The following is a 25,334-nucleotide window of genomic DNA, read 5'->3' on the forward strand; positions in this document are numbered from 1 at the left end:
CCAGGGGCATTGCATGTTTGGGGCTTGGGTGGGCTTGTCCCGCGAGGTCCGAGATCGCCCGGTGCGGAGGGCGGATGCAGGTGCAGGCACGACTTCGGTGATCATGTAGGTGTCGAATCCGCATGACCACAACCGAAGACCGTGCCTGCGTCCCTATCTTCTCCCATGCCTCGAGGGCTGGAGCAACTGGCCCGTACCCGCTCGCCGCAGCCGCTGCCCGACGCGGTCTGCCTGGCCCGTTTCCTGTCCGGACTGCCCGATCCGCGTGACCGCCGTGGCCGGCGTTTCCCGCTGGTCGCCCTCGTGTCGGCGGCTGCCGCCGGTGTGCTGGCCGGCGCCCGGTCCCTGACCGCGATCGCCGAGTGGATCGCGGACGCGCCCCGCTGGGTCCTCACCGCTGTCGGGTTCAGGACCGACCCGTTCAGCAAGACGATCCCGGTGCCCCACCCGACCACGGTGATGCGGCTGCTCAGCCGTCTCGACGGCGACGCCTTCGACGCCGCAGTCTGCGCGTTCCTCCGGTCCAGGGACGACTCTCGCCAGGCCGGGACACGGTGGCGGGCTGTGTCGGTGGACGGAAAGGTCCTGCGCGGATCCCGCCTCCCCGGCCGGAAGGCCGTGTGGCTGCTGGCCGCCATGGACCACTCCGGCACCGTCCTGGGGCAGCGACAGATCGCGGACAAGAGCAACGAGACCCCCTCGTTCATCCCGCTGATGACCGGCATCGATCTGGAGAACACCGTGGTCACGGCGGACGCGGCGCACACCCAGCACGCGAACGGCGCCTGGCTGCGCGAACAGAACGCGCACTACGTCGCCGTGGTGAAGGCCAACCACCCCGGTCTGCTGGACCGGCTGAAACAGCTGCCATGGAAGGACATCCGCCTCGACCACTACGACAAGGCGACACGGCACCACCGGGTCGAGATCCGGCGGCTCAAGACCGCGGCATTCCGGCACCTTGACTATCCCGACGCCCGCCAGGCCCTTCAGGTCGTCCGCTGGCGCAAGGACCTGACCAGCGGAAAGCTGTCGATCCAGCGTCTCTACTTCGTCACCAGCCTCCCCGCCGGCGCCGCCACCGGCACCGAGCTGGCCGGCTGGATCCGCGGCCACTGGAAGATCGAGAACCAGCTCCATCACGTCCGCGACGCCACGTTCGCCGAGGACGCCTCAAGGATCCGCAGCGGCAGCTTGCCCCGCGCCATGGCCACCTTGCGGAACCTCGCCATCAGCGTGTTCCGCCAGGACGGCCACACCAACATCGCCGCTGCCTGCCGCCACACCAGCCGTGACCCCCGACGAGCACTCACCACGCTCGGCATCACATGATCAATCAGACAGATCGACTACACGCAAAGACCCTGGGCCCCGGGCGCGGTCAGTTCAGCGACTTCTCGATGGCTTCAAAGATGTCCGCGTCGGTCTCTTTCTGCCACTCGGGCAGGTCGGGCCAGTCGGCCACGTATCCCGGCTTCGGGTTCTCGAAGTGCTGGAACATCTGGGCGATCCAGCAGATGGCGACATACCGCCCCTTCTGCTCCCGGGTCAGGCGCGCGGCGTGTCCGCCGCTGAGTTCGAGGAACTGCCGCACCTGCTCGTAGACGGCTCCGGCGGCCTCCCGTTCCCACTGCGGGGTCTCCTCCCAGGGAGTCACATAGCCGGGCTTGGGCTCACCGGGGAAGTGCTCGTGAACGCCTGCGATCCAGGACTCACGGAACAGCCGTGCACCCTCGGCCTGGGTCATATCCGTCCTTTCCCTCACGCCATGCTCAACGTGCCGATTTCGGCCTTCAGTTCGGCGACACGTGTGTCCCGAGACAGTGGACCGAGGCCATACCCCAGAGTCTGGAGTCTACGGGCGATGTAGCCGGAGGAAGATTCCCGTGCCAGGCGCAGGGCTTCTCCGGCGTACGTGATGACTTGGTCCGGGTCCTTGCGCTTTGCTCCGATGGCCGCCAGGTTCACCAGGACAGAGCCTCGCCGTCGGAACGATCGGCCTTCTGTGAGGTCTCCTTGGCCAAGAGCGTTCCGAAGGGCGTGCTCTGCCAGGTCGAGCCGTCCGAGCTGCACGTACCGGGCGCCGCGCTCCTCCGCAAGCCGGGCGCCGTCGAAGCGGAGCCAGCCGCCGTTCTGCACCGTCCCGACCAGACTCACGACCTTCTCCGCTTCGCCGAGCGCACGCTCACACGCTGTGAGGTCTCCAAGGCCGGCGAACGCCTCGGCCTGCACTGCCGCGACCCAATGCCGTGTCGAGAGGGTGCTGTCTCCACGCCGGGCAATGCATTCAGCCGCCGACAGCGTGTCGACAGCTTCTCGGTAACGCCCCTCATACACGTCCACGTAGGCGTGGCGAGTGAGGGAGCAGGCCCACAGATCGAACGACTCGGCGTCTTTGCTGGCCGATGCGGCAAGTGTGTACGCGGCTGCTGCGTCCAGATACCGGTTACGGTCGAAGGCCAGTTCACCCGCCAGTTGGAAGAGGTCTCCCGCCGCGCCGCAGAGGACCCGTACCTCCCTGCCCGAGCGGCTCTCCAGGGCTTTGGTGAGGGACGAGAGCTGATCGCGGACTACGGGGTATACCGAATCCTTGGCCCGGGCGAGCTGGTACACCTGCCATAGATGTCCGTTTATGCGGATGAAGTCGTCGAAAGTCTGTCGCCGGACACCCTCCGCCAGAGCCTCCGCCTCATCGGCGGGCAGACTGGTCCAGGCCCCGGCGACAGTAAGTGTGCGTAAGAACTCGCGTCGGATCATGTCGTCAATGTTCCTCGGGCCGTAGTCGTCGTCTGAAGACGGTCCTGCGGGCTCTGGGGGCGTACCCGGAGACTTGGCGACCAGGACGTCCAGTTCGGCGAGGTCGAGTTGCAGTGCCGCTGCGTACTTCTGGCGCAGTGAGGGCTGGATTTCGGTCTTTCCGCTCTCCCATCGGCCGACTGTTGTGCGGTCAACGCCAATGACGTGGGCAAGTCCTTCCTGACTGTAACCCAGCGTTTTTCTCCGCTCAGCAAGGCCCACCGTCTTCTCCTTCCCCGCATGGTCGGCGCGCACGCGAGAGCGCTTCCGTGCACTGTTCTGCATCAAGGCTGCCGCACTGGTGCCGTGGAGTCTGCCTGTTCGGAGCGATTCCCTTGAACGGTCAGCATCGAGTGACTGCCGGTGAGGAGTCGAAGTCGCCGTGGCAACGACCGTCATTCGTCCATGTCTCCCTTCTGGGCGCGAGGGTTACCGGCCTGTGCGGGATCGGCGAAGTCATATGCCGAGGAGAGTGAGGAGCATGTCCGTTGAGGAGCCCGTCAGGGGTGAGGTGTTCTACGACGAGGCCCGGGGGACCGTGGGCGAGTTCCAGGACCGGGATGCCGGGTGCTACTTCCTGCGCCCCGTCGGCGGGGGCCGGGAGTGGACGGCCCGGCCCGGGGCGCTGCGCCCGGCCACGCAGGCCGAATCGCTCAGTGCCCGGGTGGCGGCGGCGAACCATGCGGCGGGCCGGGGACGGTGAGGTGGGACGGCGCCCGGGTGCGCTTCTGGTGCGAGCTGTCGGCGAGCTATCCCGGCCGCCCTTCCCGGATCGTGCTGGGGCGGTACCTGGCTCCCACGCCACGGCTCGCGGTGCGGTGGATGTGCGCGCAGGCCGACCGCGTCGCCCGGGCCCTCGACCCCGGGCCCGGCACCCCCTGGCTGCCCCCGGCCGCCCTGCGCCTTGTCCCGGCGCAGGACGGACCGGACCCCGCCTCGGTGCTGCGGGAGTGGGCGCACACCGAGGCGGTCCGGGAAGAGGCCATGGACGTGCTGCGGGAGGGCTGGCCCTACACCGTCACCGCCCACGACGAGACGGCCTGCTACACCCTGACCGCCGGACCCCTGGCACTGCCGGCCGCCGGAGAGCCGCGGGTGTACCGGCGCAGCCGCACGACCGCGTGAACCGCCACCCGCCTCCCCCGCCCCGCGCCGTACCGGGTGTGCGCCCTTGCGTCGCCCGGCAGGCAGGAATTTTCAGGAACGAGAACCCTCGACAAGGAGTGCCATGTCCCTTCCCGTGTCTTTCGTCTCCCCGCCGGGCCGGCGGTACGGGTGCCTCGCCCTGTGCCTGGCCCGGGACGGTGCGGTCCTCATGCTCGACCCCGTCCACAAGCCGGGCTGGATCCTGCCGGGCGGGCTCGCCGAGGCCGGACAGTGGCCCCACGACGCCTGCGTGCGGATCGTGGAGGAGGAGACCGGCCTGCGTGTCGAGCCCGAGCACCTCGCGGCGCTGGACCTCATCCCCGCCGATCCGCTCAACGGGGCGGTCGAGGGAGTGAACTTCGTCTTCGACTGCGGAGTGTTCCCCGACGGCACCGAGGTCGAAGTTCCCCAGGCCTTCCGGGGAAGCCGGTGGGTGCCACCGGCCGAGCTGGAGAACTTCGCCGCTCCCTACCAGGCCCGCCGCATCCGGCAGGCACTGACCGCGACCGCCAGGGGCAGGACCGCGTACCTGGTGAAGGGCACTCCCGTGCTTCCCGGCCTGAGCGGGCGCATCGGTGCATAGGGGCCCGGCATGACCGAGGAGAGCACGGCAGCGCCCGCGGACAGCGAACCGCCGGACCTGTGCCAGTTGAGGAACGACCTGCTCAGCGCCGTGAGCAGTGCCGCCGGAAGGCCGGACATCCGGTGCCGACCGTGCATGACCGGGCTCCGGTCCTGCTCCGCCCAGCCGAGGTGGCGGACGGGGACTGTTCCTGGCCCACGAACAGATGCCACCCAGACGATGCGCCACCAAGGAGTAACAGTATGACTACACTCCGTCCGATGGTCACTCACACTCCCGATCCCGCCCGTATCGACGCCCTGCGCGAGGAGATGATCGCCGAGCTGCGCAAGCTGGGTGCGATCCGTACCGAAGCGGTCGAGAAGGCGATCCGTGCTGTCGGCCGGCATCTGTTCATGCCCGAGGAGACGCCGGAGAAGGCGTACGCCGCCGAGCATGCTCTGATCACGAAGAGGGACGAGAACGGAGTGTCCCTCAGTTCGGTCAGCGCTGCCCGCATCCAGGCGTTCATGCTGGAACAGGCCGACATCCGCCCCGGTACGCGGGTGCTGGAGATCGGCAGCGGCGGCTACAACGCGGCCCTGATCGCCGAACTGGTCGGCCCTGGCGGCGAGGTCACCACGATCGACATCGACCCGGACGTCATCGACCGCGCCAAGAAGCTGCTGCCCGTCGCCGGATACGGCCGCGTGCACGCCCTGGTCGCTGACGGCGCCGAAGGCGAGCCGACCCGCGCCCCGTACGACCGGATCGTGGTCACCGTCGAGGCGGCCGACCTCGCCCCGGCCTGGGCGGACCAGCTCGCCCCGGGCGGGCGGATCGTGGTACCGCTCAGGCTGCGGGGCCTGACCTGGTCGGTCGCCTTCCAGCGTGAGAACGACGACCTGGTGGCGCGGGACTTCGAGGTCTGCGGGTTCGTCCCGATGCGCGGGGCCGGGGCTCGCGACGAGCATCTGGTCGTGCTGCATGACGGCGAGGGCGAAGAGGTCGGCCTGCGTCTGGATGAGGGCCAGGTCGACGCCGGCCAGATGCGCAAGGCCCTGGTCGGCCCCGGTGCCGAGGCATGGTCGGGGGTGACGCTCGGGCTGGGGCTGCCCTACGACGACTTGGAGCTGTGGCTGGTCTCCGCACTGCCCGAGTTCGCACTGCTGGCCGCCACCCGCGCTGCCCGCGACCGCGGTGTGGTCGCCTCCTGGTCTCGTCGCGGGGTCGCCACGCTTCTCGATCGCGGCGCCTGCTCCTTCGCCTACCTGACGATGCGCCCGACCACGCCCGAGCGGAAGGTGTTCGAGTTCGGCGCCGTCGGCCACGGCCCCAAGGCGGCCAGGGTCGCCGAGCAACTGGTCACACAGGTCCGTGCCTGGGACCGTGATCACCGCGGACACAAGCCCGAGCTGCGGGCCTTCCCCGTTGGCACCGGTGACCGGCGGCTGCCTGCCGGGACGGTGCTGGAGTCGTCCGCCTTCCGCTTCACGATCTCCTGGCCCGTCGGACGCTGACACCTTCCGTGCGGGCCAGGTGCAAGTGCACATCTATCCCCAACTCCTGGAGGCAACAGTGGACACCGCTGAAGTGAGCACGACCAGCAGCGATTTCGACCTGGACGTGACCTTCGCCGAGAAGGGCACGGTCATCGCGGAGCTGATGAACAAGACCAGCGACAACTGCGGCAGCACCAGCGAGAGCGCCTGCGCCGGCTGCATCACCGACTGATCAAGGGTGCGACCAAGCCCGGTGCCGCGATCCCTGCTCCATGAGGGCCGGCACCGGTCCGGTCCCGTCGCCAAGAGGGAGCTGCGGATGTACCGGTACGTGGACGCGGCCCTGCTGAGGGCCACTGTCTGTCCGAGCGGCCTGACCACCATCCCGCCGAGGCCCGAGCCGACTGGCGAGGCGGCCACGGACAGCGTGCGGTGGCGGGAGTGGATCAGCCAGGTGTGGGCGATCCCTTCAGTCGCCGAGGCGGTCGAGGTGGCCAGCCCCGCCCTCGCCCGCCGTATCATGGAGATTCAGGCTGGTGGGGCGCGGCGGCACCAGCAGATCCGGCGGGCCGCTGCCGCGCTGGCCCGCTACGTGCTGCGGTACACGTACCGCTCCACCCCGTTCGGCTTGTTCGCGGGGATCGCCCCCGTCCGCATCGCCGACACGCTCACCCTCGACTGGACGGACGAGCACCGGCCTACCGCCCGCGTGGACGCCGTCTGGCTCGCGGACGTCATCCGCGGCCTGGAGGCGATCCCTGAACTGCTGTCGCGCCTGCTGGTGGTGGCGGACACCACCGTCTTTGTCCGCGACGACCGTCTGGTGGTGCCGTGCTGGCGGCCCGACCACGACAGCGACCGCGGGCCCGGCGAGATGAGCGTGCGGCACACCAGCGCGGTGCGGACGGTCATGGCCGCCGCCAAGGCGCCCGTCGCGTTCGGCGACCTGGTGGCCAAGCTCGCCGCTGAGTACCCCGACGCCCCCGCCCACGTTGTCTGGGCCCTGCCGGCCGAGCTGGTGGCGCGCCGCGTCATGCTCACCGCTCTGCGTCCGCCGATGACCGCGACCGACCCGGTAGGGCATGTGATCGCCGCGCTGGAGACCGCGGGGGCCGAGCACGTCGAGACCGTGCGGCCCACGCTGACCGCGCTCAGGAATATCCGGGCCATACTGACCCGGCACGATGCGGCTCCCACAGCGCAGCGGCGGAGCCTGCGGGCCTCGGCCACCGCTGCGATGACGGTCCTCGCCCGCCATGAGGCGCCCCTGGCCGTCGATCTGCGCCTGGGGGCATCGCTGACTCTGCCCCGCCTGGTGGCCCGCGAAGCGGAGAAAGCCGCTGACGTGCTGGTCCGCTTGGCGCCGTTCCCGTCCGGTTCGGCCCCGTGGCAGGAGTTCCACGCCCGGTCCCTGGAGAGGTACGGGCCTGGTGCCCTGGTCCCCGTCGGCCGGCTCACCGACCCCGATACCGGGCTGGACTTCCCCGCCGGATACCGCGGCTCCCTGAATGCCCGGCCCGTGACGGCCCTGACCGGTCGCGACGAACAGCTCCTCGCGCTCGCTCAGCACGCCGCCCTGGACGGGGCCCGCGAGGTCCACCTCACCGACACGATGCTGAACGCCCTGGCACACCACCCGGCCGGCACGCCTCTGCCGCACATCGACCTTCGCTTCCACCTGCAGGCCCCCACCCGCCAGGCCGTCGAGAACGGCGACTTCACTCTTCACACAGGGGGCATGGTCCCGGCCGCAGGGGCCACCGCAGGCCGCTTCCTCGACCTCCTCGACGCCGCCGACCGCGACCGCATGACCACCGCGTACGCAACCCTGCCCACCCTCACCACTGACGCGATCCGGGCCCAGGTCTCCAGTCCGCCGCTGCACACCCGCACGGAGAACGTCAGCCGTGCCCCCGCCGTGCAACCGGACGTCTTATCCCTCGCTGAGCACCACGAAGGGACCACCCTGCGGCTGGATGACCTGGCAGTCACCGTGGACGCCACCGGCTTCCGCCTGATCCAGCTCTCCACCGGCCGGCCCGTCGAGCCGTTTGCGCTCAACGCGGTGGACTTGGGCACCTTCACCCACCCGCTGGCCCGCTTCCTGATCGAGCTGCCCCGGGCCCGCGCCACCGCCTTCGGACCGTTCGCCTGGGGCGCCGCCGCCCGCCTGCCGTTCCTGCCCCGCATCCGCTACGGCCGTAGCGTCCTCGCCCCTGCCACCTGGCGTCTCACCGCCGCCGACCTCCCCGGAACCGGCGCCGAGTCCGCCGCATGGACCGAGCAGTTGAACCTGTGGCGGCAGCGAATCGGCGTCCCGGCCGCCGTACACCTCGGCAACGACGACCAGCGCCTGCGCCTGGACCTCGAACAGGGCGCCGACGCGATGCTGCTGCGGGGCGAGTTGAACCGCACCGGGCACGCCGTCTTGCGCGAAGCCGACGACGGCACGGCCCAGGGGTGGATCGACGGGCGACCCCACGAGATCACCCTTGCACTGGCCTCGACCGCCCGCCCCGCCCCGCACCGGCCGACGGCGCAATCGACGACAGCCGTCGGCCGGGACCACGCCCACCTGCCCGGCACCTCGACCTGGGCCTCCCTCAAGCTGTACGGGCATCCCGACCGCGCCGACGATGTCCTCACCCGCCACCTGCCCCACCTCCTCGGCAGCCTCGACCAGGGGAGCGAGTGGTGGTTCGTGCGCTACCGCGACCCGCACGACCACTTGCGGCTACGACTGCGCCTGGCCCACCCGGACGCGTTCGGCGACATCGCCACCAAGGCCGCGGCCTGGGCGGTCGGCCTGCGCCACCGCAGACTGCTCGGCCGCCTCCAGTGGGACACCTACTACCCCGAGACCGGCCGCTACGGCACCGGGCGGGCCATGGCCGCCGCCGAGGCGGTGTTCGCCGCCGACTCCACCGCCACCCTCGCGCATCTTGACTGTGCGACCAGCAGTGGCGCTCATCCGCATGCCCTGGCCACCGCCGGTCTCCTCGACCTGGTCACCGCCTTCACCGGCGACATGTCCGCCGCGATGCGCTGGCTGCTCGATCACATCACCACCCGTACCGCCGGGCATCCCGCCCGCCCACTCCACCAGGAAGCGATGCGCCTGGCCGACCCGACGGACGGCTTCGCCGTCGTACGCGCCCTGCCCGGCGGCCACGCGCTCACCACCGCCTGGACGGCCCGCCGCCAGGCCCTGACGCACTACCGCACCACCCTGGCGGCCACCGGAACGAGGCCGGAGACGGTGCTGCCGTCCCTCATGCACCTCACCTTCCTGCGCATGGCCGGGATCGACCGCCACGGCGAGGACATCTGCTCGCGGCTGGTCCGCTCCGCCGCCCTGACCTGGACCGCCCGAACCCGAGGAGCCCCCGCGTGAACACCCCGCTGACCACTGGACACGGTCCCGCCGCCAATGCCCTACGAGCCCAGTCCCTCGCCCACGGCACCGTCGGCACCGCACTGCTGCACATCGAACGCGCCCACCGCAGCCTCGCCCCATGGGCCGACGCCCACACCGTCCTCGCGTCCTGCACCCACCAGCTCGTTGCCGACGAGACCGCCTCGCTGTATGCCGGGGCCCCGGCCGTCGCCTTCGCCCTGCACACCGCGGCGAAGGGCACTTGCCGCTACACCAGCGCACTTGAGGCCCTCGATGCCCAGATCACCCAGCTCACCCGACGGCGCCTGGTCGCGGCGCACGCCCGCATCGACCGCGGCGCACGACCCCACTTCCATGAGTTCGATCTCTTCTACGGCCTCACCGGCCTGGGCTCCTACCTCCTCAGCCGCGAGACGGCCGCCCCCGTCCTGCGCGAGGTCTTCACCTACCTGGTGCGGCTGACGCACCCCCTCGACGGCGACCCGGACCAACTTCCCGGCTGGTGGACGCAGTCCGACCCCTCGGGCCGCCGCACGCAGGAGTTCGCAGGAGGTCACGGCAACCTCGGAATGGCTCACGGCGTCGCCGGGATTCTGTCTCTGCTGGCCATCGGCGCTCGGGCGGGAGTCGTCATGGACGGCCAGATCACGGCGATGAAGCGGATCTGCGACTGGCTGGACGGCTGGCGGCAGGACACCGGCAGCGGTCCGTGGTGGCCGCAGTGGATCACCCTGGCCGAGCATCGCACCGGCACGGTGACGCAGCCCGGACCATTCCGGCCGAGCTGGTGCTACGGCACCCCCGGCCTGGCCCGTGCCCAGCAACTCGCCGCCCTGGCCCTCGGCGACACCAACCGCCGGCACCTTGCCGAACGCGCTCTCCTCGCCTGTCTGAGCGATTCCGGTCAGCTCGGCCGCATCCGCGATGCCGGGATCTGTCATGGCGCCGCCGGTCTGCTGCACACCACCCACCGCGTCGCCCACGACGCCGCCATGAACGGCTTCGACATCCATCTGCCCCGCCTGCACATCCTGATCCAAGGGCTTCAGGCCGCCGATGGGGACGGGTTCCTCGACGGCGAGAGCGGGCGCGCTCTCGCCGAGCTGACCGCCGAGACGAACGGCACGACGGTCTCCGGCTGGGACGCCTGCCTGCTGTCCGGCTGAAACCGCCGACCACCCGTGGTCCCCCGCTGCCCGGCTCGTTGAGAAAGAAGATCCCATGCCCCCGAACGTCCAGGTCACAGAGGCTCACGTCCTGGCCGTCCTGGCAGGAACGCCTATGGAACAGGCCGCCGCCCAGGTCCCCATGGAGGTCAGCGACCTCGCCGAGGCCGTCGCGGCGTACAAGGCGGCCGGACGCGCCGCTCTCGATGCCCAGGCCCGCACCCGCGACTGGTATCAGGTCCGCATCCGGTTCACCGACTGGAACACCGCCGAACGGGCCGCCGCCGCCCATCTCGGCCCCCGCCTGCAGCAGGCCCAGGACGCCGGGACCATCGCCGACTGGTGGTTCCTGCGCAAACACCCCTGCTGGAGACTGCGTTGCCGCCCAGGCCCCACGACCACCAGGGCCGAGACGACCGCCGCCGTCGGCGCCGCGCTGGGTGCCATGACTGCTCACGGCACGGTCGAGAAGTGGCGGGAATGCCTCTACGAACCCGAAGTCCTCGCCTTCGGCGGACCGGTGGGCATGGACATCACCCATGACCTCTTCCATGCCGACAGCCACCAAACCCTCGCCTTCCTGCGGCACACCCCCGGACGGCTGGACCAATCCACCGTCGGTAGGCGCGAGTTGTCCGTCCTGCTGTGCACCACTCTGTTTCGCGGTGCCCGCCAGGACGCGGGCGAACAGGCCGACGTCTGGCACCGCGTCGTGAGCGAGCGCCCCCTGGCCGTCGAACCCTCACCGGACAAGCTGCGCGGCATGATCCCCGACCTGAGGCGGCTCATCAGCCTGGATACCTCACCCACCGGCACCCTCTTCGCCGCCCACGGTCCCCTCTCCCTCGGGGCCAGGTGGTCCGAGGCATTCGCCACCGCCGGCAGGCGCCTAGCCGACGCCGCCCGCGACGGTGCTCTCGAACGGGGGTTGCGCGACATCCTCGCCGGCCAAGTGATCTTTCACTGGAACCGCCTCGGTCTGCCCGCCGCCACTCAGGCCGTCCTCGCACGGGCCGCCCGGGCGGCCCTGATTACCCGCCCACCAACGCCACCCGCCCGTGACGCACCCTGAACCCCACGGCCCCGCCGTCGTCGCCCGGATGCGGACTGCCCACCACCGGGCCCGCACCGCTCTGAACGTCACCCTCAGCCCGGACGAGCACGAGGCATGGGGCTGGCGCGGGCGAACCCTCGGCGGGGCCGTCACCTCCTCCGACGGGCCCGCCTGGCTCCGTGTAGCCGCCGCACCCAGCGAACAGACCATCACCACCTTCTGGAACGGCTCGATCGATGCCAAGGACGCCATCCCCAGTTCCGTGCCCCGCCCCCGGCTCCGCGAGATCCACGACTGGACCGAGCACACCTGGCGGTATCGCGCGGAACTGTACGACTATGTCGGCGAACGTCCCGTCGCCGTTTCCGCGACCCTGACGACGGCCCCCGCCTTGCCGCCATCCTGGTGGACCGCCTTGCGTACCACTCTCGACGCCGTCACCACGGTCTCCACCGGCCGCTATACCACTGACCAGCAGTACCTCGACTGGGCTATGCCCCGCTTCCTGGGGGCCCCCGTCGACACACGAGTACTGTCCTGGTCCACCGCCCACGGAGACCTTCACTGGGCCAACCTGTGTGCACCTCGGCTCGCGGTGCTCGACTGGGAGGGATGGGGCATGGCACCGACCGGCTACGACGCCGCCACGCTCTACATCTACAGCCTCCTCGTCCCTGAGGTGGCCGCCAGTGTCCGCAGTGAGTTCGCCGACACGCTCGACACCCCGACCGGCCGGTTCGCCGAACTCGCTGTCATCACTGAACTGCTGGAGAGCACCACCTACGGTGACAACCTCCTGCTGGACCGTCCCCTCCGTAACCGGGCAGCACACTTGCTGGGATGCCGCATCCCTTCGTGAACACCGAGAATCCACCCCGGCGGCTTCTCGGTGCGGGACAACGCCGCTCCCGGCCTCCGCGCCACGAGAAGAGGTGCGGTGGAACAGGTGGCGGACCGGAGCGACGGGAGTCACCAGCCCGTGACCGGACTTCCGCTCAGGGCTCCGGTTCGAGGTCGGTCTCCTCGAAGACCAGCAGCGTGCGGGTGCCCAGCACCTCGGGGATCGACTGGATGCGGGTGAGCACCAGTTCCCGCAGCGCCCGGTTGTCGGGGGTGTGCACCAGCAGCAGGACGTCGAAGTCGCCACTGACCAGCGCGATGTGCGCGGCGCCCGGGAGGGCCCGGAGTTTGGCGCGCACCGTGCGCCAGGAGTTCTGCACGATCTTCAGCTCCACGTACGCCGAGGCCCCCTGCCCGGCCCGCTCGTGGTCCACCCGGGCCGCGAAGCCGCGTATCACCCCGTCCTCGACGAGCCGGTTGATGCGGGCGTACGCGTTCGCCCGCGACACGTGCACCCGCTCGGCCACCGACCGCACCGACGCGCGGCCGTCCAGCTGGAGCATCCGCAGGATGGCGCGGTCGACCGGGTCCAGCGGGCGGGCCGGCGGCCGGTGGTCGCCGTCGGTGTCCGGTACGGAGGCCGAACCGGCGTCCTGCCCCGTCCCCGGTGCCGCCCCGGGCGGCGGCTCCGCCGTCCCCGGAGCCGACTCCGGTGCGGGTCTGGAGGCCATCTGTCCTTCCGGCATGCCGCACTGTCTCCCCTCGCTGGACGCCCTGCCGCCATCCCACGCGCCCCGGAACCGTTTGTCCACAGGGCGATGCCGCCCATAGCCAGAATGCGACGGCGACCGAACAATCGGTAGGGGGAGTCCCTCACCCTCGCGGCTCCCGGCACGCCACGCCCCCTACCGGAGGTGCCCCGCATGACCGTCCTGCAGCAGTCCGGCGCCCACCGTCCCGCATCCGCCCCCGCGCCCCACACCACCCCCGCGACCCGCCGCCCGCGCACCGACCCCGGGCCGCTGCTGCCGGAGAGCGAGCCGTACCGACTGCTGGGCACCGGCGCCGATCTGGACCCCGGGCTGCTGCGGCGGCTCTACCGGCACCTCGTGGCGGGCCGCCGCTACAACCGGCAGGCCACCGCGCTCACCCGGCAGGGGCGGCTCGCCGTCTACCCCTCCTCCACCGGGCAGGAGGCCTGCCAGGTGGCCGCGGCGCTGGTCCTGCAGGAGCGGGACTGGCTCTTTCCCAGCTACCGCGACACCCTCGCCGCCGTCGCCCGCGGGGTGGACCCGGTACAGGCGCTGGGGCTGCTGCGCGGCGACCGGCACACCGGCTACGACCCCCGCACCCACCGCGTCGCACCGCTGTGCACCCCGCTGGCCACCCACCTTCCGCACGCCGTCGGGCTGGCCCGGGCCGCCCGCCTCAAGGGCGAGGACGTGGTGGCGCTGGCCCTGACCGGCGACGGCGGCACCAGCGAGGGCGACTTCCACGAGGCGATGAACTTCGCCGCCGTCTGGCGCGCACCGGTCGTCTTCCTCGTCCAGAACAACGGCTACGCGATCTCCGTGCCGCTGGCGAAGCAGACCGCCGCCCCCTCGCTGGCCCACAAGGCCGTCGGCTACGGGATGCCCGGCCGGCTGGTGGACGGCAACGACGCCGCCGCCGTCCACCGGGTGCTCGCCGAGGCCGTCGCCCGCGCCCGGCGCGGCGACGGCCCCACCCTGGTGGAGGCCGTCACCTACCGGCTGGACGCCCACACCAACGCCGACGACGCCACCCGCTACCGGGACGAGGCGGAGGTGGCGGCGTGGCGCGAGCACGATCCCGTGGGGCTGCTGGAGCGCGAGCTGGACGCCCGCGGCTGGCTCGACGACGAGCTGCGGTCCGGGGCCGAGCACGAGGCCGAGGCGCTGGCCGCCCGGCTGCGCGAGGAGCTGCACCGGGATCCGGTGCTCGACCCGGCGGACCTCTTCGCCCACGTCTACGCGGAGCCGACCGCGCAACTGCGGGAGCAGTCCGCCCGGCTGCGTGCCGAACTGGCGGCCGAGCGCGAGGCCGAGCGGGCCGCCGAGGGGAAGCGGGGAGGCGAGGGACGGTGACGACCACCACGGCCGGGACCGCGGGCGGGCCCGGCGGCACCGGGGCGGCCGTCCGCACGACCGCCACCATGGCCCAGGCCCTGAACCGCGCGCTGCGCGACGCCATGGCCGAGGACCCGGCCGTCCACGTCCTCGGCGAGGACGTCGGCACGCTCGGCGGCGTCTTCCGGATCACCGACGGGCTGGCGGCCGAGTTCGGCGACGACCGCTGCGCCGACACCCCGCTGGCCGAGGCCGGCATCCTGGGCACGGCCGTCGGGATGGCGATGTACGGGCTGCGGCCGGTGGTGGAGATGCAGTTCGACGCCTTCGCCTACCCGGCGTTCGAGCAGCTCCTCAGCCATGTCGCCAAGATGCGCAACCGCACCCGGGGCGCGCTGCCGCTGCCGATCACCGTCCGGGTGCCCTACGGCGGCGGGATCGGCGGCGTGGAGCACCACAGCGACTCCTCCGAGGCGTACTACCTGGCCACCCCCGGTCTGCACGTGGTGACCCCGGCGACCGTCGCCGACGCCTACGGGCTGCTGCGGGCCGCCGTCGCCTCCGACGACCCGGTGATCTTCCTGGAGCCCAAGCGGCTGTACTGGTCGAAGGCCGACTGGTCGCCCGCGGCGCCCGAGCCGGTGCCGCCCGTCGGACGTGCCGTCGTCCGCCGCGCCGGCACGTCCGCGACGCTGGTCACCTACGGGCCCTCGCTGCCGGTCTGTCTGGCGGTGGCCGAGGCCGCCCGCGCGGAGGGCTGGGACCTGGAGGTCGTGGACCTGCGCTCGCTGGTCCCCCTGGACGACGAGACGGTCTGCGCCTCGGTGCGGCGCACCGGGCGGGCCGTCGTCGTCCACGAGTCCGGGGAGTTCGGCGGGCCCGGCGGCGAGCTGGCCGCCCGGATCACCGAACGCTGCTTCCATCACCTTCAGGCTCCGGTGCTGCGGGTGGCCGGCTTCGACATCCCCTACCCGCCGCCCATGCTGGAGCGCCACCACCTGCCCGGGGTGGACCGGGTGCTGGACGCGGTCGCCCGGCTGCAGTGGGAGTCGGAGTGGACGGAGACCGGGAACGCCGGGGCCTTCGAGGGGGGTGGCCGGTGATGCCGGAGGTCCGCGAGTTCGCCCTGCCCGATCTGGGCGAGGGGCTGACGGAGGCCGAGATCGTCCGCTGGCTGGTGGCGGTGGGGGAGGTCGTCGCCGTGGACCAGCCGGTGGTGGAGGTGGAGACGGCCAAGGCGGTGGTCGAGGTGCCCTGCCCGTACGGCGGGGTGGTCACCGCCCGGTTCGGCGCGGAAGGGGACGAGGTGCCCGTCGGGGCGCCGCTGGTCACGGTGGCCGTCGGGGCGTCGGCGGCGTCCGCCGTGCACGGGGCGGCCGGTGCGGACGAGGCCGGGGAGCCCGAGCGGTCGGGGAACGTGCTGGTGGGCTACGGCACGGCCGCCCCCGCGGTACGCCGCCGCCGGCTCCGGCCGGCCCCGGTCCCCTCCGGCTCCGCGCTCGGGGACGGACATGGGGACGGGCTCGGGGACGGGCCCGTCCCCGCCACCGGTCCCGCGCCGGTGTCCACCGCACCCGAGCCGGGGACGGTGCCCGTGATCTCGCCGCTGGTGCGGCGGCTCGCCCGGGAGCACGGGATCGACCTGCGCCGCGTCCCCGGCTCCGGGCCGCGGGGCCTGATCCTGCGGGCAGACGTCGAGCGGGCGGTACGGGCGGCCCGGACGGCCGCCCCGGCCCCCGCGCCGCAGGGCGAGCGGATCCCGCTGCGCGGACTGCGGGGCGCGGTCGCCGACAAGCTGACCGTCTCCCGGCGCGAGATCCCCGACGCGACCTGCTGGGTGGACGCGGACGCCACCGAGCTGCTCGCCGCCCGCCGGGCCATGAACGAGCACGGCGGCGGCCCGGAGATCTCCCTGCTCGCGCTCCTCGCCCGGATCTGCACCGCCGCCCTGGCCCGCTTCCCCGAGCTGAACGCCACCGTGGACACCGCCGCCCGGGAGATCGTCCGGCTGCCCGCCGCCCACCTGGGCTTCGCCGCCCAGACCGAACGGGGGCTGGTGGTGCCCGTGGTCCGCGACGCCCACGCCCGGGACACGGCCGCGCTGAGCGCGGAGATCGCCCGGCTCACCGCGGCCGCCCGGGCGGGAAGGCTGAAACCGGCCGAGCTGACCGGCGGCACCTTCACCCTCAACAACTACGGCGTCTTCGGGGTGGACGGCTCGACCCCGATCGTCAACCATCCCGAGGCCGCGATGCTCGGCGTCGGCCGTATCGCCCCCAAGCCGTGGGTGCACGGCGGCGAGCTGGCCGTACGCCGGGTCGTGCAGCTCTCGCTCACCTTCGACCACCGGGTGTGCGACGGCGGCACGGCGGGCGGTTTCCTGCGGTACGTGGCCGACCGCGTCGAGCACCCGGCCGTGCTGCTGCGCGAGATGTGATCCGTGATCCCGCGGGCGTGGCCTGCCCCGCAGGGCGGGCCTGTGCGTCCTCGGCGTCCGTCCGCCCGGTTCCCGGGTCCGGAGGTCCTCGTCGCCCGATCTCCCGCCGGGCGGCCGGCAGCGGGGCTCCGCCGCCCGGCACCGCGGAGCACCCCGGGCAACCGCGCTCCCGATGACCGGACCGCCCGGTTACTCCCGGGCCGAGCCGACCGCGGCGAGCTGCGCGAGTTGGTCTTCGGGCAGCCGCAGTGCCGCAAGCCGGGCGAGGTGGTCGTCGGAGAGCCGCAGCGAGGACGCGGCGACGTTCTCCTCAAGGTGGGCGATCGACGACGTGCCGGGGATGGGGCAGAGTACGTCCGACCGGGCCAGGAGCCATGCGAGGGCCACCTGCGCGGGTGTGGAGTCCAGCTCGGCTGCGACTTCCGCGACGACTCCCTCGGGTGCGGCCAGTCCGCCGCTCAGGATCGGGAACCACGCGACGAACGGTATGCGCTCCTGCTCGCAGTGGTCGAGGACGTCTTCTCCCATGCGGGCCGCCACGTTGAAGATGTTCTGCACGGCGGCCACATCGATGACTCTCCGAGCCTGTTCGATCTGCTCGACGGTGACGCTCGACAATCCGAAGTGAGCGATCTTCCCCTCTTCCTGGAGCTCCTTCATCGCACCGAGCTGGTCGTCGAACGGCACTTGCGGGTCGACGCGGTGAAGATAGAAGAGGCCGATCCGTTCCACGCGCAGGCGGCGCAGGCTCGCCTCGCACTGCTGGCGCAGGTAGGAGGGGCGCCCGACGGGCGCCCACTCCCCCGGCCGCACCTGCGTCTGGCCTGCTTTCGTCGCGATCAGCAGGTCGTCGGGGTAGGGATGAAGCGCCTCGCGCAGGATCTCCTCGGTGACGCCGAACGCGTAACTGTCCGCGGTGTCGATGTGATCGATTCCGAGATCGACCGCGCGGCGTGCGACACGAATCGAGTTCTCCCGGTCCGCGGGCGGTCCCCAGATTTCCTTGTCGGCGAGGCGCATCGCACCGAAGGACATGCGGTGAACTGTCCGATCGCCGATCCGGACGGTGCCCGACCGCTCGATCCGCTTCTGGCCATCAGTCATGTCCCCATGGTGGGCGCGCCGGTCCGGCGCGAGCCACCAAGCACCGGACACGGAAGTTGAACATCACGCCATGGTGGTCGGCCTCGGGCGCCGCCCGCGCGCCAGGCCGAACACGCGGCGGTAGTGGCCGGGCGGCATCGCCGCGATCCGGGCGAAGTGGTACCGCATCGCCGCTTCCGAGCCGAAGCCGCTGGCGTCGGCGACCCGGCCGATGGTCCAGGTGGTGCGCTGCAGTAGTTCCTGCGCCCGGCGCACCTTGGCGCGCTGCAGCCATTCCATCGGTGGGATGCCGACCACCTCGCGGAACCGGCGGGAGAAGGTACGAGGACTCATGCAGGCGTGTTCCGCGAGTTCGGCGATCGTGGATATCCCGTCGAGCCGCTCCTCCGCCCACCGCAGGGTGTCCTGTATGGGGCGCGGCCGGCCGGGGACATTGAACCTCGCGTACTGGGACTGGTCACCGTCGCGGCGGAGCGGTGCGACCATGAACCGCGATATCTCCGCTGCCAGCGCCGATCCGTGGTCCCGTTCGATCAGGTGCAGGGCGAGATCCAGGGCCGCCGTACCGCCTCCCGACGAGAAGAGCCCGCCGTCCTCGACGAAGAGGCGTTCCGGGGAGACCCGCACCATCGGGTGACGCGTTGCGAGTTCGTCGGCCCAGTGCCAGTGGGTCGTGGCTTCCAGACCGTCGAGGAGGCCCGTCGCCGCGACCGCGAAGGTTCCCAGGCACAGCGCCACGACGCGGGTACCTCCCGCGTGCGCTCGACGGACTGTCTCGAGGAGCGCGGCCGGCGGGCTGAGGTATTCGGGGTACGCGGGCACGACCAGGGTGTGTGCCGACTCCGCCCACTCCAGGGCGCGATCGGGCAGGACACCGAAGCTTGTGGCGTAACCGGTCCGCGTGACGACGGTGCGTTCGGGCCCGGCCACGGCGACTTCGTACAGCGCGGTGCGGGCGTGATCGTTCGCCGCGGCGAACACCTGCACGGCCAGCGCCACCTCGAAGATCCCGACGCCGTCGTGGGCCAGAACGGCCACCCGATGCGGCGCCGGGTGGCTGATACCGGTAGAGACAGTGCGGACTGTCAAGCCGTTCTCCCGTCGTGGGCGTTGGCACTGCCGGGGGACGGCCGCGACCCGCATGCGGCCCGACCCCGCTGTCGGAACGAGCACCGTCGGACCGGGTGGCCACTCCTCCTCGGCCGCCACGCGCCCTCTGCCCGCCCTGTTGACCCGGAACACGCCCCGCACGGTGTCACCGGAGGAGGCGGGCACCGAACGACAGCACCTCCGAGAGGAGTGACGGCTCAAGCGGCCGGGCGGTTCACCCGGGGGAGGCGGGCCGGCGATCCCGGGGAGCCGACCGTACCGCCCCGGTCGGCAGGGCTTCGTCCGGCCCCGGCTCCCCCTCGGTGCCCGGATTCGGCAGCCGTCGACGGCTGCCCGGGAGGGGCTCAGGGCGTTCGCGCCCCGGAGCCCGGCGGGGGGACTGCCGTGCGGCCGGGGCCACCTGTCGGCCTCGGTCCACTCGGCCGGCTGACGCCGGCAGGTCGGGCCCGGCCCGGAGCCGGGCTCCCGCGGCAGACGTTCCCGGGGGATCCCGGCGTGCGGCACGGGCCGACGCTCCGGAACGCCGGCCGGTCCGGATGCCGCCCGTCTCCCGAGTGCCGAGTCCGGCGCCCGGTCCCGGGCGGCAGCGGCTCGGCCACCACCCCGGCTCGTCACCGGCTTCCCACGGCCTCGAACGCGTCGTCCGCACTCCCGGATCATCGGTCCCGGAGCGGTCCGGCCACCTCGGGGATCACTTCGTGAGGGGTTTCCCGGAGCGGGGAGGAGGTCAGGCCGAGGCCATACTCGTGGCATGAGCCACGCCTACGACGCCGTCGTCATCGCGGGCGGCGCGGCCCGCCGGCTCGGCGGGACGGACAAACCGGCCCTCACCGTGGGGGGCCGGTCCCTGCTCGACCGGGTGCTGCACGCCTGCGCGGGCGCGGCGCGGACCGTGGTCGTCGGCCCCCGGCGGCCCACGTACCGCCCGGTGGACTGGGCGCGCGAGCAGCCGCCCGGCGGCGGGCCGCTGGCCGCGCTCGACGCCGGGCTGCGCCGGGTCGAGCGGGACACGGTGCTGCTGCTCTCCGCCGATCTGCCGTTCCTGACGGCCGCCACCGTACGGGCCCTGCTGGACGGTCTCGACGGCGCCACCGGTCCCGCCACCGCCACCGCCACCGTCACCGACGACGGAGTGATCGTGTCCGACGGCCGTGACCAGCCCCTGCTGGGTGCCTACCGGACCGAGTCGCTCCGCCGTGAGCTGGCCCTGCTCGCCGCCGAGCACGGCCGCCCGGCCAACCTCCCGCTGCGCCTGCTCACCGACGAGCTGACGCTGCGCCGCGTCGTGCCCGCCGACCCCGAGGCGGCCCGGGACTGCGACACCTGGGGGGACCTCGCGTCGGCCCGCTCCCGGATCAGGGAGCATGGGCGTGTGCTGAACGAATGGATGACCGCGGCCAAGACCGAACTCGGCATCGACCTCGACGTCGACAACGCCCTCCTGCTCGATCTGGCGCGCGACGCCGCACACGGTGTGGCCCGCCCCGCCGCCCCGCTGACGACCTTCCTGGTCGGCTACGCGGCGGCCCGCGCGGGCGGCAGCGCCGAGGACGTCGCCGAGACCGCCCGCCGGGCCGCCGAACTCGCCCGGCGCTGGGCGGCGGAGACGCAGGCGGGGCCGGAGTCGGAGCCGGGGGCCGCGGGGACCACCGAGCGGGGGCCGGACGCCGGATGAGCGGTGACGAACTGGCCGACGCCCTCGCCCTGGCCGACGGCCGCCGCCACCCCGCCGCCGTACCCGGCCCCGGCCCCGGCCCGGAATCCGGGAGGGCACCGGGTCACCCGGAGGAGGAGGCCGGTGCCGGACACCGCCGGGGCCACACCGACTGGCCCCGGGCCCGGGCCGCCGCCGCGGCGGCCGGCGCGTCCCGCCGGCCGCCCGAGTCCGTCACCGTTTCCCTGGCCGAAGCGCTCGGCCACCGGCTCGCCGCTCCCCTGACCGCGCTCACCGACCTGCCGGCGTTCGACACCTCCGCCATGGACGGCTGGGCCGTCTCCGGCCCCGGGCCGTGGGAGCTCGCCGCGGACGGCGGCCCCGGGGTGCTGGCCGGCACCGACGACCCGGCCCCGCTGCCGGACGGCCGCGCCGTCCCCATCGCCACCGGCGCCCGGGTGCCGCCGGGCACCACCGCCGTACTGCGCTCCGAGTACGGCGAGGTCGTCGGGCGGCGGCTGTGCCTGCCCCGGGGCACGTCCCGGGACTCCTCCCGGGTGCCGTCGCACGGCACCGACATCCGCCCGCGCGGCCAGGAGTGCCGGACGGGCGACGAGCTGCTGCCCGCCGGGACGCCGGTCACCCCGGCCGTGCTGGGGCTGGCCGCCGCCGCGGGCCGGGACGGGCTGCCGGTCGCCCGCCGTCCCCGCGCCGAGGTGCTGGTGCTGGGCGACGAGCTGCTGACCTCCGGCCCGCCCCGGGGCGGGCGGGTCCGCGACGCGCTCGGCCCCATGGTCGGTCCCTGGCTGACGGCCCTGGGCGCCGAGGTCACGGCCGTGCGCCGGCTCGGCGACGACGCCGCCGCGCTGGACGCCGCGCTGGCCGGCACCGCGGCCGACGTGGTGGTCACCACCGGCGGTACGGCCACCGGGCCGGTCGACCACGTCCACCCGGCGCTGCGCCGCCTGGGCGCGGAGCTGCTGGTGGACGGGGTGGCCGTACGCCCCGGCCATCCGATGCTGCTGGCCCGGCTGCCCGGCGGGGCGCTGCTGGTCGGGCTGCCGGGCAACCCGCTGGCGGCCGTCTCCGGACTGCTCACCCTCGCCGAGCCGCTGCTGCGCGCCGTCCCCGGCACCGCGCCCGGCACCGCGCCCGGCGACCGGCCCGCGGACCCGCCGCCCCGGAACACCACCGCGGACACCACCGCGGACACCGCCCTCCCCACCGCCCCGCTCCTGGAGGAGGTGCACGGCCACCCCCGTGACACCCGGCTGGTGCCGGTCGTGCAGGATGGCCGCGGCGTACGTCCCCTGCGCTTCGCCGGTCCCGCGATGCTCCGCGGCATCGCCACGGCCACGGCGCTGGCGGCCGTACCGCCCGGCGGTGCCGCCACCGGCGCCGGCGTACCCCTTCTGAGACTCCCGTGGGCGTGAGTGACGGCATGAAGGACATCTCCCCGCCCGATGAGCAGCAGCACCGGGTGCTGCTCCCCGAGCCCGTCGCCGGGCCGCTGCGCCAGGTGCTGCGGCGGCTGCTGGCGGCGGCGTTCGTCCTGCTGGCGACGGTCCTGCTGGTGTACCTCGAACGCGAGTCCTACACGGACAACGCGGACGGCGAGGTGTCCCTGCTGGACGCCTTCTACTACGCCACCGTCACGCTCTCCACCACCGGATACGGCGACATCACCCCGGTCAGCGACGGCGCCCGCCTGGTCAACGTCCTGGTCGTCACCCCGCTGCGCGTGCTGTTCCTGATCATCCTGATCGGCACCACCCTGGAGGTGCTGGCCGAACGGACCCGCGAGCAGATCCGCCTGGCCCGTTGGAGGTACTCCTTGCGCGACCACACGGTCATCGTCGGTTTCGGCACCAAGGGGCGTTCCGCCGCCGAGACGCTGATCTCCAGCGGCACCCCCCAGGACCGCATAGTGATCGTCGACCCGAGCCGGAAGGTCATCGACGCGGCCAACGCCGACGGCTACACGGGCGTCATCGGCGACGCCACCCGCAGCGACGTGCTGCTCAAGGCGGAGACACAGCGCGCGACCCAGGTCGTCATCGCCACCCAGCGGGACGACACCGCGGTCCTGGTGACGCTCACCGCCCGCCAGCTCAACCGCAACCTGCGCATCGTCGCGGCGGTGCGGGAGGAGGAGAACGCACCGCTGCTGCGGCAGTCCGGCGCCGACTCCGTGATCACCAGCGCCAGCGCCGCGGGCCGTCTGCTCGGCATGTCGATGCTCAGCCCGAGCGCGGGCGCGGTCATGGAGGACCTGATCCACCAGGGCACCGGCCTGAACCTGACCGAGCGGCCGGTCACCAAGGCCGAGGCCGGGCACTCCCCGCGCGAGTGCAGGGACCTGGTGGTCTCCGTGGTGCGCGGCCACCGGGTACTGGGCTTCGACGACCCGGACGCGGCCACCCTGGAACTCACCGACCGCCTCGTCGTCATCCGCCGCGCCTCGCCCTCCTCCACCACCGTCATCCCCCAGGAACCGCGGAGGTAGTACCGCACCGTGCACGCGATCACCGTCACCGAACCCGGCGGCCCCGACGTCCTGACCTGGACCGAGGTCGACGATCCCGAGCCCGGCGCGGGCGAGGTGCTCGTCGAGGTGGTGGCCGCCGGCGTCAACCGGGCCGACCTCCTCCAGCGCCAGGGCCACTACGACCCGCCGCCCGGCGCCCCGCCGTACCCCGGGCTGGAGTGCTCCGGGCGGATCGCCGCCCTCGGCCCCGACGCGGCCGGCACCGGATGGCGGGTCGGCGACGAGGTGTGCGCGCTGCTGGCCGGCGGCGGGTACGCGGAGAAGGTCGCGGTGCCGGCCGGGCAACTGCTGCCGCTGCCCGGCACCCCCGGCGGACCGCTCGACCTCGTCACCGCCGCCGCGCTCCCCGAGGTCGCCTGCACGGTCTGGTCGAACGTCTTCATGCTCGCCGGGCTGCGGGCCGGGGAGACCCTGCTGGTGCACGGCGGGGCGAGCGGCATCGGCACCATGGCGATCCAGCTCGCGAAGGCGGCCGGGGCCACGGTGGCGGTCACCGCGGGGAGCCCGGAGAAGCTGGCGCGCTGCGCCGAGCTGGGCGCGGACATCCTGGTCGACTACCGCGAGCAGGACTTCGCCGCCGAGGTGAAGGAGGCCACCGGCGGGAAGGGCGCCGACGTCGTCCTGGACATCATCGGCGCGAAGTACCTGGAGCGGAACGTGCGGGTGCTCGCCACCGGCGGCCGGATCGTCGTCATCGGCCTCCAGGGCGGGGTGAAGGGCGAACTGCACCTGGGAGCGCTGCTCGCCAAGCGCGGCACGGTCGCGGCCACCTCCCTGCGGGCCCGCCCGGCGGCGGAGAAGGCGGAGATCGTCGCGGCCGTGCGCGAGCACGTCTGGCCGCTGCTCGCGGACGGGCGGGTGCGTCCCGTCGTGGACCGGACACTGCCGATGAGTAATGCATCCGGGGCTCACCGGGTACTCGGAGGAAGCGGTCACGTGGGGAAGGTCGTTCTCACGGTCTGAGTTCGCCGGTCCCGTTCTCCGGGATGCCGGGACCACGTGCCCGTGTGACGCTTGTCACGCGATCGGATGTCTGGTACGTGAGGGGGCAAGGCGGTGCGAACAGCCGCGATCAGCCTGCTGGTCTGCGCGACGGTGCTGCTCTCCGCGCCCGTCGCCGCGGCCGCCCAGCAACCGGCGGCCGTGCCGAACCTCGGTCAGAGCGCGGTGGACCCCAGATCCGTGCCCCCCTCCTCCGAGACCTCGCGGTCCTCCGGACCCTCCAGGTCCTCGAAGCCGTCCTCGTCGTCCTCGGAGCAGTCCTCACCGTCGTCGTCGTCGTCCTCGACGTCCTCGTCGTCCTCGACGTCCTCGAAGCCGACCTCGAAGCCGCCCTCGTCGTCCTCGTCGGCCTCCCGGTCCGCCGAGCCCTCCGCGTCCGCGCCCTCCGACGAAGAGGAGTCCGGCAGCCCTCGGCCCTCGTCGCCGGGACGGCCCGGCTCGCCGTCGTGGCCGTCGGAGGAGTCCGGCACCCCCGGACCGTCCTCGCCGTCGGCCACCCTGACCCCCGCTCCCCCTTCCGGCCCGGAGACGGAGACCGGTGAACCCTCCGGCGAACCGTCCGGCAGGGAGTCGGAGCGGGAGACCGGGGGCGCGTCCGAGGAGAGCCGGACCCCGGAGCGGCGGTCCGCGCCCGCCGAGCCGGCGCGGCACCCCCGGCAGCCCCTGCCCGAGCAGGTCGGCCACCGGGAGAACGGCACCGGCGCCGAACGGCTCTACGACGACTACCAGTACGAAGACGGGGCCGGGGACGGGCGGAACACCGACCGCACCCGGAACGCCGCCGCGTCCGCCACCGAGCAGTTGCTGCCCGTGCTGCCGCTCGGCGCCGGTATGGCCTTCATCGGTCTCGGGCTCGCCTCCCTGGCCCTGCGCCTGCGCCGCTGAGCGTCGCCGAGCGGTGCGACGCCGCCCGGCCCCGGTCGCTCCGT

Annotated in this window: 23 protein-coding genes; 17 read left to right on the top strand and 6 right to left on the bottom strand. The window is 72.9% G+C overall.

Features of this window, described 5'->3' with window-relative positions; all coding sequences use genetic code 11:
• Positions 1–165: 165 nt before the first annotated feature.
• A complete protein-coding gene (locus CUT44_RS02500; protein WP_100200406.1) occupies positions 166–1,332 on the top strand; it encodes an ISAs1 family transposase in 1,167 nt (388 codons plus the stop codon).
• Between the two features lie 49 nt (positions 1,333–1,381).
• Here the strand turns inward: CUT44_RS02500 and CUT44_RS02505 are convergent, their stop codons facing one another.
• Both CUT44_RS02505 and CUT44_RS02510 read right to left on the bottom strand, forming a co-directional pair.
• Positions 1,382–1,747 carry a hypothetical protein gene (locus tag CUT44_RS02505; protein WP_100200455.1) on the bottom strand — a complete coding sequence of 122 codons (366 nt, stop codon included), beginning with the start codon at positions 1,745–1,747 and terminating at the stop codon, positions 1,382–1,384.
• 14 nt (positions 1,748–1,761) lie between these two features.
• Positions 1,762–3,018, bottom strand: coding sequence for a helix-turn-helix domain-containing protein (locus CUT44_RS02510; protein ID WP_199185581.1), 1,257 nt, complete (start codon positions 3,016–3,018; stop codon positions 1,762–1,764).
• 259 nt (positions 3,019–3,277) lie between these two features.
• Here CUT44_RS02510 and CUT44_RS02515 point away from each other — a divergent pair, with 259 nt between their 5' ends.
• From CUT44_RS02515 to CUT44_RS02555, 9 genes are all read left to right on the top strand, one after another.
• Positions 3,278–3,499: a hypothetical protein gene (locus CUT44_RS02515; protein WP_100200457.1), complete on the top strand. Its 222-nt coding sequence runs from the start codon at positions 3,278–3,280 to the stop codon at positions 3,497–3,499.
• Positions 3,496–3,921, top strand: a complete 426-nt coding sequence (locus CUT44_RS02520; protein WP_100200458.1) for a hypothetical protein — start codon at positions 3,496–3,498, stop codon at positions 3,919–3,921. The genes CUT44_RS02515 and CUT44_RS02520 overlap by 4 nt, the downstream gene beginning before the upstream one ends.
• Before the next feature lie 103 nt (positions 3,922–4,024).
• Complete coding sequence (locus CUT44_RS02525) at positions 4,025–4,525, top strand: NUDIX domain-containing protein (RefSeq protein ID WP_100200459.1); 501 nt, start codon at positions 4,025–4,027, stop codon at positions 4,523–4,525.
• A 260-nt stretch (positions 4,526–4,785) separates the two neighbouring features.
• A complete protein-coding gene (gene fxlM, locus CUT44_RS02530) occupies positions 4,786–6,024 on the top strand; it encodes a methyltransferase, FxLD system (RefSeq protein WP_233221160.1) in 1,239 nt (412 codons plus the stop codon).
• A gap of 73 nt (positions 6,025–6,097) precedes the next feature.
• Positions 6,098–6,238 carry an FxLD family lanthipeptide gene (locus CUT44_RS02535; protein ID WP_233221162.1) on the top strand — a complete coding sequence of 47 codons (141 nt, stop codon included), beginning with the start codon at positions 6,098–6,100 and terminating at the stop codon, positions 6,236–6,238.
• Between the two features lie 87 nt (positions 6,239–6,325).
• Complete coding sequence (locus CUT44_RS02540; protein ID WP_100200461.1) at positions 6,326–9,400, top strand: lantibiotic dehydratase; 3,075 nt, start codon at positions 6,326–6,328, stop codon at positions 9,398–9,400.
• Positions 9,397–10,569 (top strand): lanthionine synthetase C family protein, encoded by a 1,173-nt coding sequence (locus CUT44_RS02545; RefSeq protein ID WP_158239557.1) that lies wholly within the window; start codon positions 9,397–9,399, stop codon positions 10,567–10,569. Before CUT44_RS02540 ends, CUT44_RS02545 begins: the two co-directional genes overlap by 4 nt.
• A gap of 115 nt (positions 10,570–10,684) precedes the next feature.
• On the top strand, positions 10,685–11,641 hold the full coding sequence (locus CUT44_RS02550; RefSeq protein WP_233221164.1) for a thiopeptide-type bacteriocin biosynthesis protein: 957 nt from the start codon (positions 10,685–10,687) through the stop codon (positions 11,639–11,641).
• The gene (locus CUT44_RS02555; protein WP_233221173.1) at positions 11,628–12,482 is read left to right on the top strand and encodes a phosphotransferase; all 855 of its coding nucleotides are present in this window, start codon (positions 11,628–11,630) and stop codon (positions 12,480–12,482) included. Before CUT44_RS02550 ends, CUT44_RS02555 begins: the two co-directional genes overlap by 14 nt.
• A 136-nt stretch (positions 12,483–12,618) precedes the next feature.
• On the opposite strand, the gene CUT44_RS02560 is transcribed toward CUT44_RS02555, so the two are convergent.
• The gene (locus CUT44_RS02560; protein ID WP_100200464.1) at positions 12,619–13,209 is read right to left on the bottom strand and encodes an Lrp/AsnC family transcriptional regulator; all 591 of its coding nucleotides are present in this window, start codon (positions 13,207–13,209) and stop codon (positions 12,619–12,621) included.
• Between the two features lie 177 nt (positions 13,210–13,386).
• Here CUT44_RS02560 and pdhA point away from each other — a divergent pair, with 177 nt between their 5' ends.
• From pdhA to CUT44_RS02575, 3 genes are all read left to right on the top strand, one after another.
• Positions 13,387–14,568 carry a pyruvate dehydrogenase (acetyl-transferring) E1 component subunit alpha gene (gene pdhA / locus CUT44_RS02565; RefSeq protein ID WP_100200465.1) on the top strand — a complete coding sequence of 394 codons (1,182 nt, stop codon included), beginning with the start codon at positions 13,387–13,389 and terminating at the stop codon, positions 14,566–14,568.
• 68 nt (positions 14,569–14,636) lie between these two features.
• Positions 14,637–15,653 (top strand): alpha-ketoacid dehydrogenase subunit beta, encoded by a 1,017-nt coding sequence (locus tag CUT44_RS02570; RefSeq protein WP_100200531.1) that lies wholly within the window; start codon positions 14,637–14,639, stop codon positions 15,651–15,653.
• A complete protein-coding gene (locus CUT44_RS02575) occupies positions 15,653–16,987 on the top strand; it encodes a dihydrolipoamide acetyltransferase family protein (RefSeq protein ID WP_100200466.1) in 1,335 nt (444 codons plus the stop codon). The genes CUT44_RS02570 and CUT44_RS02575 overlap by 1 nt, the downstream gene beginning before the upstream one ends.
• A 189-nt stretch (positions 16,988–17,176) precedes the next feature.
• Here CUT44_RS02575 and CUT44_RS02580 read toward each other — a convergent pair whose 3' ends face one another.
• Both CUT44_RS02580 and CUT44_RS32960 read right to left on the bottom strand, forming a co-directional pair.
• A complete protein-coding gene (locus CUT44_RS02580) occupies positions 17,177–18,091 on the bottom strand; it encodes an aldo/keto reductase (protein WP_100200467.1) in 915 nt (304 codons plus the stop codon).
• A 63-nt stretch (positions 18,092–18,154) separates the two neighbouring features.
• Positions 18,155–19,129: a GlxA family transcriptional regulator gene (locus CUT44_RS32960; protein WP_158239558.1), complete on the bottom strand. Its 975-nt coding sequence runs from the start codon at positions 19,127–19,129 to the stop codon at positions 18,155–18,157.
• A gap of 823 nt (positions 19,130–19,952) precedes the next feature.
• Here CUT44_RS32960 and CUT44_RS02590 point away from each other — a divergent pair.
• From CUT44_RS02590 to CUT44_RS02605, 4 genes are read left to right on the top strand one after another with little or no spacing between them, the layout of a single operon-like run.
• Entirely contained in the window at positions 19,953–20,876 is a 924-nt protein-coding gene (locus CUT44_RS02590) for an NTP transferase domain-containing protein (protein WP_100200469.1), read from the top strand.
• Complete coding sequence (locus CUT44_RS02595; RefSeq protein WP_100200470.1) at positions 20,873–22,288, top strand: molybdopterin molybdotransferase MoeA; 1,416 nt, start codon at positions 20,873–20,875, stop codon at positions 22,286–22,288. The genes CUT44_RS02590 and CUT44_RS02595 overlap by 4 nt, the downstream gene beginning before the upstream one ends.
• An 8-nt stretch (positions 22,289–22,296) precedes the next feature.
• Positions 22,297–23,361: a potassium channel family protein gene (locus tag CUT44_RS02600; RefSeq protein WP_100200471.1), complete on the top strand. Its 1,065-nt coding sequence runs from the start codon at positions 22,297–22,299 to the stop codon at positions 23,359–23,361.
• Between the two features lie 9 nt (positions 23,362–23,370).
• On the top strand, positions 23,371–24,366 hold the full coding sequence (locus CUT44_RS02605) for an NAD(P)H-quinone oxidoreductase (protein WP_100200472.1): 996 nt from the start codon (positions 23,371–23,373) through the stop codon (positions 24,364–24,366).
• 194 nt (positions 24,367–24,560) lie between these two features.
• On the opposite strand, the gene CUT44_RS32650 is transcribed toward CUT44_RS02605, so the two are convergent.
• On the bottom strand, positions 24,561–24,902 hold the full coding sequence (locus CUT44_RS32650; RefSeq protein ID WP_146252162.1) for a hypothetical protein: 342 nt from the start codon (positions 24,900–24,902) through the stop codon (positions 24,561–24,563).
• Between the last annotated feature and the right edge of the window lie 432 nt (positions 24,903–25,334).

The sequence above is a fragment of the Streptomyces carminius genome, from assembly GCF_002794255.1.
Classification (GTDB): domain Bacteria; phylum Actinomycetota; class Actinomycetes; order Streptomycetales; family Streptomycetaceae; genus Streptomyces; species Streptomyces carminius.